Genomic DNA, 14162 nt, shown 5'->3' with positions numbered 1-14162 from the left:
TATGAAAAATATACTGTTACTAATTTCGATTTTATTCACACTAATGTTGAGCGGATGCCTGGGAGATAACCCTGATCCATCTTTGATTAACGAAGAGCAACTTGCACTGGATATACAGATTATTGATGATTATCTAGAAGATAACAACATTGTGGCCGAAGTACATGAATCGGGCATTCGGTACGCCATTAATAATGAAGGTTCTGGAGATAGTCCGATTGTAGGAGATCGCATTGTAGTGAAATTTACTGGCTATGATTTGCAGGGAAATGTATTCTTATTTGACACGCTAGGTCTTACCGTTGAATTAGATCAATTCATTATACGATCATGGGCTTTAATGCTTCCGGAAATTAAAGAAGATGGTATGATCACAATTTATTCACCATCGGGCTACGCGTATGGTGCATCAGGTAATTCATTGGTTGATCCCAACGAAGTTGTAGTTTTTGAAATTGAATTACTGGCAATTATTAAAACAGCAGCAGATCAGCAAGCCATTGAGGAATCAATTATTGATGAATATTTAACTGAGAATAGCATCGATTTTCAGACGCACGAATCTGGAATTAGATATACAATTATTGAGGAAGGCAGTGGAGATTCTCCAACCATCAATGATATCGTATCCGTTACATACAAAGGATATTTTCTAAACGGTGAAGTGTTTGATAGCAACAGTGAGCCAATTTCCTTTGAATTGCAAAGACTTATCAGGGCATGGCAAATCATAATTCCTGTAATGAAAGAAGGTGGTAAAATTAAATTTTACTCACCCTCCGGTTATTGTTATGGAACGACTGGAAGCAACATAATACCTCCAAATACAATTCTTGCTTTCGAAATTGAATTAGACGCTATTCAGTAGTTAGTTTAAAACTACATCCACCTCATAACCTTTTACCGATATGCGAATTGGATTTGTAGATTTACGCTTAGAGTGCACCTCTACTTCTAGTTGATCATTGTCTTTGATGTAGCGTTTCACATCAACTTCCGATTCATCATACTCAGCTTTCCCGTATTTTACATTGGTCGTTAGAATAAAAGATGCGTTTCCTATACCTATTGTTGTGTTGAGGTACTTTCCATCTACTGAAATTTCCGTGACATTGGTTCCCATTTTTTCAATATCCACGTCATCTTCATATGCATTTAGCTCAAAGCTCCCCTCTAAAAGTTCAATTTTATGTTTTCCATACTTAGAATTTTTACTTCTGAAAGTCCCTAAATTCCCAATAGTTGTCTCATCTTCATAGGACTGATCAAATGCAATTGAGCCAGCTTTACCAAATTCGAATTTGCTGTATTTGCTATTCTCTGATACCATAGTTCCAATCTCATCAGCTTCAATATCCATTTCATAAAACTCATATTTTGCCTTTTGCAGTTTTCCTGAAATATTGATTTTTCCATATTTAAAGTTTCCATTTAATTCGTAAATGGAGCCAATCTCAAAATCTGATTCGTATGAAACCGCATCTATTTTTTCAACCTTCTCTAATTCAAGATCTGAATATTTAGCGTTTAGATCCAAGGTCCCAAGGTTCTTAATATCCAATTTTTGTTCATAGATTTCCATGTCTGCGTTTCCTAAACTTTCAATGTTTGCAGATCCATATTTCATATTCATCTTAGCAGATTTGATAGTCCCGGCCTCCAGTTCTCCAGAGTATTGAGTGAACTCCATTTTGTCATAATTGCCTACCAAGCGAACATCTTCATATGAGTTGGAAATGATGTATTTATTGGTGCCTGGAGCTTTGATCTTATAAACTACTTTCAAGTCTTTGTCACCGTATGAAATATTTATTCCAATGTTTTTACTCCCAATCTGAATTCTATTTGGGAGATCAAGATCAGTATCAATTTTTAGTTCACCTGCGCCTTTGGTGATATTATCATTTACTGTTTGCTCAAAGTCGTCCAAGAAGGATTGCATTTTACTGGTCATTTTCCCGTCGAATCGTATGGAGGCTTCAATTAGAACTTCATTTTTATTCCAAGTTTCAACAAGTAGTTCAGTATATTTTGCTTGAATATTAATCACATCCGAAGCGGATACTGTTGTTTTTACTGTGGCTGTTCGGGTCTCGCCATCATTATTTGCATATAATATTATTGGTAAACTACATGCGAATGCTATGATTATTAGTTTCTTCATCGTCTTTGAATTTGTTTGTCCTTTGTATTTCTAATTCTAGTTTTCTGAGTAATCGAATTTTCTTTTCGTAACAGTCAATTAAGACTCCCACAAGTTGATCTTCATTGATTTTTCCAATGTCATTCCTGTATAATCTATTGATCTCTTCGAGTGTATTGAGCTCTTCAAAAATCCATTTAAAATCATCTTGAGATCTGGCTTGATTTATCTCAATGCTTGACTCTAAGGCAATTATTTGAGTTAGATAAGAATTTTCAATCGAGCGATATTCTTCTGAGATGTCCCCGAGGGTAGCCAGCTCTTCTACTTGATTTTGCAAGGAAATATTATGTAAAAGAAGGCCTAGCGAGGTTGCTATAAAAATAACTGCTGCTACCTTCCACCACGAAAAATTTTTCTCTGACTTCCAGTCCTTTTTGATTTTATCCCACATTTCAGTAGGAGGTGTTTCTACATCCAACTGCTCTTTTCTTTGCTTTATCAGATCTTCAATATTCATAGTGATGTTGAAGTTTAGTTTTTAATAATTTCTTTGCATGCCGATACTGGGTTTTAGAAGTGGATTCTGATATATCCAGCTTATCAGCAATTTCCTTATGCTTGTAACCTTCCATGAGATGCAAGCAAAGCACAGTTCTGCATCCACCCGGCAGCTCTTTGATTGCTTCATGCAGGGTTTTATTGTCTATTAATGATTCATCAATTTCTGTACTTTCTATGTCAGATTGGTCTTCAATAGCTTCGAAATTGTATTTCTTTTTTCGAATATGCTCTAAGCCCAAGTTTACAACTATTCGTTTCAGCCACCCACCAAAAGCTTTTGGATCATCTAAATCGTTAATCTTCTTGAATGCCTTTATAAATGCCTCCTGTAGAAGATCTTTAGCAATCTCTGTGTCACTCGTCATTCTGGTAAGCGTGCTATACATGGCCTTTGAGTAGCTATTGTACAAGTTGAAAGCTGCCAATTCGTTCCCCTTCTTCAATTGATTTATCCAAACTATATGGGTTTCTGCCACGGTTAATTGGTGTTTTCTATAGGTAGGATGTGGAAGGATGATAAAGGTTGTATGAAGTTAATTTTTTTTAAGCATAAAAAAACCCTGACTGTTTGGTCAGGGTTTTCAACGAAATAGAGTTTCAATTATTTGTAGTTTTCGTTTTGTTTGGGTGCACCTGCCATTATTTCATCATTAGCGAAATCTTCAAACTTCTTAAAGTTCTCAACAAAGCGCAAAGCAAGGTCATTAGCTTTCTTGTAGAATGCTTTATCATCTCTCCATGTTTCTCTTGGGCTAAGAATCTCGCTTGGCACATCCGGGCAGGTAGTTGGAATTTCAGCTCCAAAAATCGAGTGCTTCCTATATCCCACATTATTGAGTTTACCACCTAGCGCTGCAGTAATCATTGCTCGGGTGTACTTCAAACTTATTCTGCTTCCAACGCCATAAGGACCACCAGTCCAGCCAGTATTGACTAACCACACATTTACTTCATGCTTATCCATCTTAGCACCCAACATTTCTGCATACTTTGTTGGATGCAGCGGTAGGAAAGGTGCACCGAAACATGCAGAGAACACAGGTTCCGGTTCAGTTACTCCAGCTTCTGTTCCAGCTACTTTAGACGTGTAACCGGAGATGAAGTGATACATCGCTTGTCCTTTGCTCAGTCGCTGAATTGGAGGTATTACACCAAATGCATCACACGTCAAAAAGAAAATGTTTTTAGGAATTCCACCAATTGACGGCTCCATTGCATTTCTGATATGGTGCAGTGGATATGATGCTCTTGTATTTTCCGTAACTGTGGAATTTTCATAATCAACCTCTCGAGTGCCATCTTTGAATCTTGTATTCTCAAGTATTGCTCCATATTGGATGGCTTTGTAAATATCTGGCTCTTTTTCTTCTGTTAGGTCAATCACCTTCGCATAGCAACCGCCTTCGAAGTTGAAAACGTTTTTCTCCGTCCAGCCATGTTCGTCATCCCCAATGAGAAGTCTATTTGGATCAGCAGAAAGTGTTGTTTTACCAGTACCTGATAGTCCAAAGAAAATTGCAGTATCTCTTTCTTCAATGCCCATATTTGCCGAACAGTGCATGCTGAGAACACTTTGTTCATGCGGTAGGAGGTAATTAAGAACCGAAAATATACCTTTTTTCATTTCACCTGAATAAGCGGTACCACCAATCAGTATCATTCTTTTGGTGAAATTGATGATCGCAAAGTTTGATTGACGTGTGCCATCTACTTCAGGATCTGCTTGAAATTCAGGTACGCAAAGAATGGTGAAATTCGGATCAAAGTCTTTGACTTTATATGCCTCTGGTCTCAGGAACATATTGTAAGCAAACAAGTTGTGCCATGCCATGGTATTGATTACACGTACTCTTAATCTATGCGTCTTGTCTGCACCTGCATATGCTTCCCGAACATAAACTTTTTTGTCTTCAACAAACTTTACCATTTTTTGGTAAAGGTTGTCAAAATTTTCCTCAGAGAATGGAATATTTATATTACCCCACCAGACTGAATCTTCGGTTTTGGCATCTTTTACTACAAATCTGTCTTTAGGTGAACGTCCGGTAAATTTCCCAGTGTCACACATCAGAGCACCAGTTGAGGTAAGAACACCCTCGCCACTTTTTAGTGTTTCTTCAATGAGTTCTGATTGACTCAGATTCCAATGAGCTTCTTTTACTTTGATTCCTAAATCTGAAAGATCACTTTTGCTGGATTTTACGCCGTATTCTTGCATTTTTATTTTGTGAGGTTACAAATATTATCGGTGAGAGTGTCCTTAAAGTGAAACCTTTTAATCTAGAACTCAAGAACCATCTCAAACGTTTGCGCGAAGTTACTTTAACTCAGTCTTTCTCGAAAAAAGGATCGACTATTTCTTTTGGTGTTGGCTTAGTTAGTAGGCTTACTATGACCAAAGCAAGGATTGAGGTAATCAATGCAGGAATGGCAATCATTTTGGAATCGTAGATGAATGAAAACCAACCTAGATCCATTGGGTTTTCTCCCGTTGATCTTGTAAAGATCTCTATTGCAACAACTGAAAGCATTCCTGATAGGATAGAAGCGACGCCACCCTGTTTCGTCACACGTTTCCAGAAGAAGGTTGCCAATAAAGGAGGTGCTAACGCTGCTCCAATCATCGTGTATGAAATAAAGGCCATGGATAATATCTCTTCAAATTGAGTCATGATGAGATAAGCAATAAATCCTAGAATAACGATTGCACTTCTTTGAATAATTAGTTTGGTTTTTTCAGATGGATTCTTGATATAATATTTTTCCATAATATCCCTCGAGAAGTTCGTAGATGTTACCATCAGAAACGTATTTCCTGTAGAGAGTATAATGGCGGCACCACCAGCGAATAATAATGAGCCAACAAATGAAGGGAGCTTTTCAAATCCAATTCGAAGAATAATTTCTTCTGACATTGGAGCATTTATTGTTCCATCTGGCATGAAAAATCGTGGATCATGCGCATAAATTGCAAATCCAACAACTGCCAGCAAGCACATCAAAAATTCAATTCCAACAACACCAATAAACATTCCCATCACAGCTTTTTTTGCTGATTTAGCATCTTTAGCAGACGAGAATTTTTGATAAACACTGCTCTCACTTAATAAAAGAATGAGTGTTGGTAACATGATCCCAACATACCACATCGGATCGTGCCCTTCTGTGATGGACAAGTGATTGGGACTAACTTCATTGATTGTATTAACGACATTATCCCAGCCACCAAAACCATTTATCGCAAATGGTACTGCCAGGATGATGGCCGTAATCATTATGATTCCATTGAAAATATCAATAGATACAATGGAAACCATTCCAGCCAATGCGGTGAAAGAGATGATGATTAGAAAAGTGATTAGAGTGCCTTGCTCAACGGAGATAGAACCTTCAGTAAGGATGGAGAGGAATCTACCTCCTCCTTTAAATTGATAACCTGCAATAATCAAATAAGCTACAATGATGGTGATGGTACCCAATAGCCTGGCAATAGGCGAGTATCGCTTTTCTAGAATGTCTGTAAGCGTATATTGTGAAATTCTGCGAACTCGTGCTGCAATAAAATATACAGCCAAAATTCCTATCCACGCCCCAAGAGAAAACCATAATTCTGAAAAGCCTACTTGAAATGTAAGTCCTGCTGTTCCAAACAAACTACCTGATCCAATCCATGTTGTCACCAAAGTTCCAACTAATAAGTAAACAGGCACATTTCTACCTGCTACAACAAAGTCTTCTTCACTTTTAACCGAACGACTTTTGTAGATGATAATTCCAGCAAGAATGAGGATGTATCCAATGGTTACAACAAGATAGGTCATGGTACTTTTTTAAAATTGGGTGCCAAGATAATGATTAATTCAGATCAATCTTCTGAGTTGGATGTATCATATTTTGTAAGAAAATCTTCATATGAGTCTTTCAAAGATTGAGATACATTGTTCATTAGATCTACATTGTAATACATACTCAATGCCATGTTGAAATCCTGAAGTTCATTTGCTCTCATTAACGCCATTCCAATGTTTTCAAATACTTTGCCAGCAAAGCCCTCTAAAAAATTTTGCATGTGGTAAATATCTGCTGCATCGAGTAAAAATTGAGTTTCAATTAGATTGGTTGAGTTGTTATTTTGAGCAATATCCCAAGCACTGTGTGTGAGCAACTCAAATTCATAGTCAAAATAGAATGAATTAACCTCTTCAGGTTGAAGTCTAACCATAGAATCTAGATAGTTGGTGTATATCACATTCTTGATGAGGACAGAATCTATTTTCTGCAGATTGGTTTTAAATTCTTTAATAATATTCTGGCGAACATTCAAAGACTCATTTTCCAGATCTATTGAATTCTTATATGTGCTTAATCCCAAGGCAAGTAGAACAGCAAAAACAATTGAGGCAAATTCAAAAGCAATTTGAGTTAGGGCTTTTTTCTTCATCTTCCTAAAATAAGAAATTGATAATTATGGAATTAATTCCTTTGTTGTTTTTTATTGATGAAACACTCCATTACTTTTAGAATCAAATGAGAATTTCAAGCACAGCAACCATTACAATTACCACAGGTATTACCTGCTGGATAGAATGGTAGTTGCTGCTAATTAATAAAACTGAAACGCCATTCTTAATTATTAAGGATGGCGTTTTTTTTATGCTTAAACTATGAAGGTTTTAAAATTTGGAGGTACTTCGTTAGGCAATGAAGCTTCCATTAGACAAGCTAAGGACATTATTTTCAAAAATGATTCAATATTAGTTGTAGTTGTATCCGCCGTAGGAAAGACTACCGATGATTTGAATGAGGCCGCGAATTTCGCTAAAATGGGAGATTCGAAATACATTGATACATTTAATCAAATTCATGACCTACACGTCCTACTTTCTGAAAGGTTATGTGGAAAAGTGTTGCCCGAACTCGAAGAGGTGTTTGAAAAACTATTGAGGGTGTTAGAAGGTGTTTTTTTGTTAAAGGAATTGACTAACAGGAGTCTGGATTTTATTCTTGGTTCCGGTGAATTGCTTTCATCGTTAATTATATCCAATTTTCTTTTGGCAGAAGGATTGTCGGCAAAATGGTTTGATTCCAGAAAGATAATCTTAACCGATGATCAATTTGGTAGTGCTAATGTACACTCATTTGAGACTGATTCTAATATAAAAAAAGCCAAACATGACTTTGAGGTTATTAATGTTTTTGCAGGTTTTATCGCCGGAACTGAAAGCCATGAGATTACTACACTAGGTAGGGGAGGTTCGGATTATACTGCCTCGTTACTTGCAGCTTCCCTTAATGCGGAAATCGTTGAGATTTGGACGGATGTAAATGGAATCATGACCGCCGACCCTAGTAAGGTTAAGCGTTCTCATACCTTGGATAAAGTATCGTATGAAGAAGCACTAGAATTGTCCCATTTTGGTGCTAAGGTGATTTATGCACAAAGCATTGCCCCCGTTTTTAAAGCGGGCATTTCAGTGGTTGTGAAGAATACTTTTGAGCCAGATATGACAGGAACTTTCATTACTAGTGATGAGAATAACAATGGAAGTCTTATCAAGGGAATTTCAAGTATAGATGAAGTATCTGTGATGTCGGTAAGTGGAAATGCAGCGCTGAATAAAATCGACTTCTTTCCACGACTATTTAAGGTTCTTGCTGATAATCAAGTTGAAATTATATTCATGACACACAGTAATGCTGAATACACTGTCACATTGGGCTTCAAGGCTTCCGAAGCGAAGAAGGCACTAAGCTTTCTTAAGAAGGAATTTCGAAACAAGGATGAAAGCCAAGTGATTCACTCAGAGGTTTTAGAGGAAGACTATTCATTGCTAGCCTTGATTGGATCTAAGATGAAAGATCAGGTCGGAGTTAGTGGGAAAATGTTTAACGTTCTAGGCAAGAATGGAATCAGTATAAAAGCGATTTCACAAGGTTCCTCTGAACGAAATATCTCAGCGATCATACCAAAAGCCGATTTGAGCAAGGCACTAAATGTTTTACATGAGAGTTTCTTTTTATCAGAGATGCGAAGACTCAATCTTTTCATCATTGGCGCAGGTAACGTTGGAAAGGCCTTTCTGGATCAGATCACAGGTCAATTCTTATTTCTAAAAAAGCATCACCACCTAAACGTGAAAGTCATTGGCGTTGCTAATTCACGCAAGATGGCTTTTCAAAAAGATGGAATACCACTTTCTAAATGGCAAAAATACCTCGATGAAGGTGAAGTATTTAGTAAAGAGGTGTTTGTTGAAACGATGAATGATGTAAATTTCAGAAATAGCATTTTCATTGATATTACTGCTTCTGAGGATATTTCAGAATTATATGCTAGCATTTTATCTCAGAGCATTTCAGTAGTTACTCCAAACAAAATTGCAGCAACCCGAAGTTTTGAGAATTATCTTGAACTGAAAGCTGCGAGTAGGAGATATGGAAGTCAGTTTTTGATTGAAACAAATGTCTGCGCTGGGCTACCGATCCTTTCGACACTCAATGATCTTATTCGTAGCGGAGATCAGGTAAATAAATTAGAAGCTGTACTTTCGGGTACGCTCAATTTCCTATTTAATGAATACAATGGGACTATTTCATTTGCCGATGTGATAAAGAAAGCAAAGGAATTGGGTTACTCGGAACCTGATCCTCGATTAGACATTTCTGGAGAAGATGTAATGCGAAAGCTCTTAATATTGATTCGAGAGAGCACTTACGAAATGGAAATGGATGAAATCGAAATCACTTCTTTTCTTCCTAAGTCATGCACAGATAGTGTGGACTTAGATGATTTCTACCATAAAATTGAGCAAGAAGAGCCATATTTTAAGGCAATATTTGAAAAGGCAAAAGCAGGTAATAGCAGGCTTAAGTTAGTTGCTTCGTTCCAAAATGGAAAAGGAAGAGTTGCTTTGGAGGAAATCCCTGAAACTCATCCTTTCTACCAGCTTGAGGGAAAAGATAATGTGGTCTTATTCTACACCACTCGTTATGCTGAACAACCGCTGGTGATTAAAGGTGCTGGAGCCGGAGCTGAGGTAACAGCCTCGGGTATTTTTGCGGATGTATTAAGAATAGCTCAATCGAATAATTGATATGGAGATGATAAAGGTTTTTGCACCAGCCTCAGTTGCCAACATAGGTTGTGGGTATGATACAATGGGGTTTGCCGTTACCGAGATTGGAGAAGAGATTCAAGTTACTAAAAGGCCGGATGATAAGCTTGTGATAAATGAAATTGTTGGCGCTGACCTCTCATATAATCCAGAGCAGAATGTGGCCACTATTGCTATTCAATCATTGCTGGATGCGTTGAGGACAACTCAAGGTTTCGACATTTCCATTCATAAGTTTTTCAAACCAGGAAGTGGGTTAGGGTCTAGTGCAAGCAGTGCTGCAGGAGCTGTCTTTGCTGTTAATGAGCTACTAAATAGACCTTTTAAGAGGGAAGAGTTGTTGCAATTTGCACTGGAAGGAGAGGCTTTTGCATCTAGCAGTTATCATGCAGATAATGTAGCACCTTCTTTATTGGGCGGTGTTCAAGTGATTAGAAGTTATAATCCTTTGGATGTATTTCGAGTGGAAATGAAATCAAAGTTAGAGGTGCTTCTGATTTTTCCAGATGTAGAAGTAAAAACTGCTGAATCAAAGAAGTTATTGCCAACTAATATATCGATGCAGACGGCCAGAAATCAATGGGGCAATGTTGCGGGTTTAATCCATGCATTTCATATCGGTGATAATAAACTATTAAGATCATCAATTATGGATTTGATTGCAGAGCCAGTTCGTAAGAGTGCAATTCCTAAGTATGAAGAGGTCAAAAGAATTGTCCTTCAGCATGGATCGGTTGGTTTTAATATCTCAGGATCTGGACCTAGCATGTTTGCGCTCTTCGATTTAGACGGAGATATTGAACAGTCCATTGATGATATTTCTGGCCTTTATCAGGATTGTGATTTCGATTGTAAGATTTATCGTTCAAAAATAGATTTGGTCGGCTGTAAAGTGATATCATGAAGTTTTATAGTACTAATAACAAATTAGAAAAAGTAAGTTTTCGAGAAGCCGTTTTGAAAAGCTTACCTGAGGATAACGGACTTTTTTTTCCAGAAAAAATTCCCGTGTTTGATCAATCATTCATCAAAAAGATAAATAGTTTAAGCCTCAATGAAATTGCCTTCCATGTATTGAGTCCTTTTTGTACTTTGGATATTCCTAGAGGTATGCTGGAGCAAATCATAGCTGATACGTTTGTTTTCGATATTCCAGTAGTTCAGGTAGAAGATAAAGTGAATTGCTTGGAGCTCTTTCATGGGCCTACAATGGCCTTTAAAGATGTAGGAGCTCGGTTCTTAGCAAGAGTACTTTCATCTTTCAAAGAGTATGATGATCAAGAGACAACTATCTTAGTAGCCACCTCGGGAGATACAGGCGGAGCAGTGGCCTCAGGGTTTTATAATCAACCCGGAATTAATGTTGTGATCCTCTATCCAAAAGGCAAAGTAACGCCTCTTCAAGAACGTCAAATGACCACATTAGGTGGTAACATTCGTGCCTTTGAGGTAGCTGGCGATTTTGACGACTGCCAGTCAATGGTAAAACAGGCATTTCTTGATACGGAATTGAAGGATCAAAACCTTTCATCAGCAAATTCAATCAATGTCGCAAGGTGGTTGCCACAGTCTGTCTATTACTATGTTCCTTTTATGAGCAGAGGATTTGTTGAAAATCTGGTTTTTAGCGTGCCTAGCGGTAATTTCGGAAATGTCACGTCGGGAATGTTGGCGAAGACAATGGGCTTGCCTATTAGAAGGTTTATTGCATCCACGAACGTGAATGATGTTGTGCCTAGATATTTGAAAGATGGTAAATATCAACCACGAGAAACGATCACCACAATATCCAATGCCATGGATGTTAGCAAACCAAGTAATATTTCTCGGCTGCAGGAACTGCACAGTAATTCGTTTGAGTCAATAACTAAAGAAACAACTGGTTTTGTACTAAATGATCATGATACTCGAACGATCATGCGCCAGTGTTATGATCATAATAAATATGTATTAGATCCACATACTGCGATTGCTTACGCAGGATTGAAAAGTGGTTTGCAAGAGGCAGAGGAAGGCTTTTTTATTGGAACGGCTCACCATAGCAAGTTTCTGGACGTTGTTAATAGTGCGCTAGGTACAACGATAGATCTACCAGAAAAGACAAGCTACTTATTCGAAAAGGATAAAGAATCAACTAACATTTCTAGTGACTATCAAGCATTCAAAGATTTATTGATGGCATAAAAAAGGCTGTCCATATGAACAGCCTTTGATATTTGTTTTGATGAATGATTACATCATTCCACCCATACCACCACCAGGCATTGGAGGCATTGCTGCTGCTCCTTCTTTCTCTGGTTCTTCAGCGACTACACATTCGGTAGTGAGTAGAAGAGAAGCAATAGATGAGGCATTTTCAAGTGCAAGCCTTGTTACCTTAGTAGGATCAATGATACCAGCTTTGAACATGTTTACATATTCGCCGTTTGCCGCATTGAATCCATAATCAGCTTTTCCTGCTAAAACTTCATTAACAACTACTGAAGCTTCACCACCAGCATTTTCAACGATAGTTCTTAAAGGAGACTGAATTGCATTTCTAACAATTGTTACACCAGTATTTTGATCTTCATTTTCAAGCGTAAGTCCATCAAGGGCCTTAATTGCTCTTATTAAAGCAACTCCACCACCTGCTACTATGCCTTCTTGTACAGCAGCTCTTGTTGCATGAAGCGCATCATCCACGCGATCTTTCTTTTCTTTCATTTCAACTTCAGTTGCGGCTCCTATGTATAGGATAGCCACACCACCAGAAAGCTTAGCAAGTCGTTCTTGAAGCTTCTCTTTGTCGTAATCAGAACTTGTGTTTTCGATTTGCTGCTTTATTTGATTTACTCGAGCAGTAATATCTGCTTTCTTGCCAGCACCGTTTACAATAGTTGTATTGTCTTTGTCGATGTTGATTTTATCAGCAGTTCCTAAGTAATCGATGGTAGCGTTTTCTAGCTTATAACCTCTTTCTTCAGAAATCACTGTTCCACCAGTTAGGATAGCAATATCCTCAAGCATTGCTTTTCTTCGATCACCAAAACCTGGAGCTTTTACAGCAGCAATTTTCAGAGATCCTCTGATTTTATTTACCACAAGTGTAGCAAGAGCTTCACCTTCTACATCTTCTGCGATAATCAACAATGGTTTGCCTGTTTGGGCTGTAGCTTCTAGGATTGGAAGAAGCTCTTTCATATTGGAAACCTTCTTGTCATAAATCAAGATATATGGGCTTTCCAACTCAGCTTCCATTTTGTCAGTGTTGGTTACGAAATAAGGAGAAAGGTAACCTCTGTCAAACTGCATACCTTCTACAGTTTTAACTTCAGTTTCAGTTCCTTTAGCTTCCTCGACAGTGATTACTCCATCTTTCCCTACTTTTTCCATTGCATCAGCAATCATTTTACCAATCTCAGGATCGTTGTTTGCAGAAACAGATGCTACTTGAGCAATTTCATCATTGGTTTTGATGTTTTTAGACTGTGTCTTAAGGTTCTCTACAACAGCAGCAACTGCTTTATCAATGCCCCTTTTAAGATCCATTGGATTAGCACCAGCTGCCACGTTTTTGATACCGTGACCAAAAATCGCCTGTGTCAATACCGTTGCTGTAGTAGTTCCATCTCCTGCGTCATCTGCAGTCTTAGAAGCTACTTCTTTTACTAATTGCGCACCCATGTTTTCGATTGGTTCTCTCAGCTCAATTTCTTTTGCTACAGAAACTCCATCTTTAGTTACGTTAGGAGCGCCAAATTTTTTGTCTAGAATTACATTTCGTCCTTTAGGACCTAATGTTACTTTAACTGCGTCTGCTAGAATGTCAACACCTTTTTTGATGCTGTCTCTTGCGTCAGTATTAAAGAATATATCTTTTGCCATGATTTATTGATTTTTCAGTTTTGTGATTAATTATACTATACCGTAAATGTCAGCTTCTTTCATAATCAAGAACTCTTTACCATCGATGGTAATTTCTGTTCCAGAATACTTACCATAAAGCACCTGGTCTCCAACCTTTACATTGATAGGTTCATCTTTCTTACCAGTTCCGATAGCTACGATTTGTCCTTTCTGAGGTTTTTCTTTAGCAGTATCAGGAATGATAATTCCAGACGCTGTTTTCTCTTCGGCCGCAGCAGGTTCTACTAGAACTCTGTCAGCAAGTGGTTTGAAATTTACTTTAGACATGTTTTTAAACGTTTAAGTTTATAGGATTTTCTGTTTGGCATTTCTATTATCATTTAGCGTGCCAAGACATGTATGTCAGGTTTCTTCATGGGTAGATATGACATTTTTACAGGACTGATTGAAAGATTCCTCTAAATACGCATGGCTTGCTTGACAAACTGACA

Annotated in this window: 12 protein-coding genes; 4 read left to right on the top strand and 8 right to left on the bottom strand. The window is 37.7% G+C overall.

What is annotated here, in order from left to right:
* The first annotated feature begins 1 nt into the window (after position 1).
* On the top strand, positions 2–868 hold the full coding sequence (locus ABJG98_RS06530; RefSeq protein WP_348278686.1) for an FKBP-type peptidyl-prolyl cis-trans isomerase: 867 nt from the start codon (positions 2–4) through the stop codon (positions 866–868).
* Here the strand turns inward: ABJG98_RS06530 and ABJG98_RS06525 are convergent, their stop codons facing one another.
* From ABJG98_RS06525 to ABJG98_RS06500, 6 genes are all read right to left on the bottom strand, one after another.
* A complete protein-coding gene (locus tag ABJG98_RS06525; protein ID WP_348278685.1) occupies positions 869–2164 on the bottom strand; it encodes a hypothetical protein in 1296 nt (431 codons plus the stop codon).
* On the bottom strand, positions 2130–2663 hold the full coding sequence (locus ABJG98_RS06520) for a hypothetical protein (protein ID WP_348278684.1): 534 nt from the start codon (positions 2661–2663) through the stop codon (positions 2130–2132). The genes ABJG98_RS06525 and ABJG98_RS06520 overlap by 35 nt, the downstream gene beginning before the upstream one ends.
* Entirely contained in the window at positions 2653–3183 is a 531-nt protein-coding gene (locus tag ABJG98_RS06515) for a sigma-70 family RNA polymerase sigma factor (RefSeq protein ID WP_348278683.1), read from the bottom strand. Before ABJG98_RS06515 ends, ABJG98_RS06520 begins: the two co-directional genes overlap by 11 nt.
* 125 nt (positions 3184–3308) lie before the next feature.
* The gene (pckA, locus tag ABJG98_RS06510; RefSeq protein ID WP_348278682.1) at positions 3309–4925 is read right to left on the bottom strand and encodes a phosphoenolpyruvate carboxykinase (ATP); all 1617 of its coding nucleotides are present in this window, start codon (positions 4923–4925) and stop codon (positions 3309–3311) included.
* A 109-nt stretch (positions 4926–5034) separates the two neighbouring features.
* Positions 5035–6528: a sodium:solute symporter family protein gene (locus ABJG98_RS06505; protein ID WP_348278681.1), complete on the bottom strand. Its 1494-nt coding sequence runs from the start codon at positions 6526–6528 to the stop codon at positions 5035–5037.
* A gap of 44 nt (positions 6529–6572) precedes the next feature.
* Positions 6573–7148 (bottom strand): hypothetical protein, encoded by a 576-nt coding sequence (locus tag ABJG98_RS06500; RefSeq protein ID WP_348278680.1) that lies wholly within the window; start codon positions 7146–7148, stop codon positions 6573–6575.
* Between the two features lie 223 nt (positions 7149–7371).
* Here ABJG98_RS06500 and thrA point away from each other — a divergent pair, with 223 nt between their 5' ends.
* From thrA to thrC, 3 genes are read left to right on the top strand one after another with little or no spacing between them, the layout of a single operon-like run.
* Entirely contained in the window at positions 7372–9801 is a 2430-nt protein-coding gene (gene thrA, locus ABJG98_RS06495; protein ID WP_348278679.1) for a bifunctional aspartate kinase/homoserine dehydrogenase I, read from the top strand.
* 7 nt (positions 9802–9808) lie between these two features.
* Positions 9809–10726 (top strand): homoserine kinase, encoded by a 918-nt coding sequence (locus ABJG98_RS06490; protein ID WP_348278678.1) that lies wholly within the window; start codon positions 9809–9811, stop codon positions 10724–10726.
* Positions 10723–12006, top strand: coding sequence for a threonine synthase (thrC, locus tag ABJG98_RS06485; RefSeq protein WP_348278677.1), 1284 nt, complete (start codon positions 10723–10725; stop codon positions 12004–12006). The genes ABJG98_RS06490 and thrC overlap by 4 nt, the downstream gene beginning before the upstream one ends.
* A gap of 48 nt (positions 12007–12054) precedes the next feature.
* Here thrC and groL read toward each other — a convergent pair whose 3' ends face one another.
* Positions 12055–13689 carry a chaperonin GroEL gene (groL, locus tag ABJG98_RS06480; protein WP_348278676.1) on the bottom strand — a complete coding sequence of 545 codons (1635 nt, stop codon included), beginning with the start codon at positions 13687–13689 and terminating at the stop codon, positions 12055–12057.
* 30 nt (positions 13690–13719) lie between these two features.
* A complete protein-coding gene (locus ABJG98_RS06475; RefSeq protein ID WP_348278675.1) occupies positions 13720–13998 on the bottom strand; it encodes a co-chaperone GroES in 279 nt (92 codons plus the stop codon).
* Positions 13999–14162 lie beyond the last annotated feature (164 nt).

This window comes from Ekhidna sp. (assembly GCF_039960695.1).
Classification (GTDB): Bacteria; Bacteroidota; Bacteroidia; order Cytophagales; family Cyclobacteriaceae; genus Ekhidna.
Note: the sequence above shows the minus strand (reverse complement) of the source record. Positions and strands in the feature narration are given on the sequence as shown.

Excerpts from the sequence above, each read along its gene's own strand:
- ABJG98_RS06530 (WP_348278686.1), top strand. The coding sequence starts at position 2 with ATGAAAAATATACTGTTACTAATTTCGATTTTATTCACACTAATGTTG.
- ABJG98_RS06525 (WP_348278685.1), bottom strand. The coding sequence starts at position 2,164 with ATGAAGAAACTAATAATCATAGCATTCGCATGTAGTTTACCAATAATA.
- ABJG98_RS06520 (WP_348278684.1), bottom strand. The coding sequence starts at position 2,663 with ATGAATATTGAAGATCTGATAAAGCAAAGAAAAGAGCAGTTGGATGTA.
- pckA (WP_348278682.1), bottom strand. The coding sequence starts at position 4,925 with ATGCAAGAATACGGCGTAAAATCCAGCAAAAGTGATCTTTCAGATTTA.
- ABJG98_RS06505 (WP_348278681.1), bottom strand. The coding sequence starts at position 6,528 with ATGACCTATCTTGTTGTAACCATTGGATACATCCTCATTCTTGCTGGA.
- ABJG98_RS06500 (WP_348278680.1), bottom strand. The coding sequence starts at position 7,148 with ATGAAGAAAAAAGCCCTAACTCAAATTGCTTTTGAATTTGCCTCAATT.
- thrA (WP_348278679.1), top strand. The coding sequence starts at position 7,372 with ATGAAGGTTTTAAAATTTGGAGGTACTTCGTTAGGCAATGAAGCTTCC.
- ABJG98_RS06490 (WP_348278678.1), top strand. The coding sequence starts at position 9,809 with ATGATAAAGGTTTTTGCACCAGCCTCAGTTGCCAACATAGGTTGTGGG.
- thrC (WP_348278677.1), top strand. The coding sequence starts at position 10,723 with ATGAAGTTTTATAGTACTAATAACAAATTAGAAAAAGTAAGTTTTCGA.
- groL (WP_348278676.1), bottom strand. The coding sequence starts at position 13,689 with ATGGCAAAAGATATATTCTTTAATACTGACGCAAGAGACAGCATCAAA.
- ABJG98_RS06475 (WP_348278675.1), bottom strand. The coding sequence starts at position 13,998 with ATGTCTAAAGTAAATTTCAAACCACTTGCTGACAGAGTTCTAGTAGAA.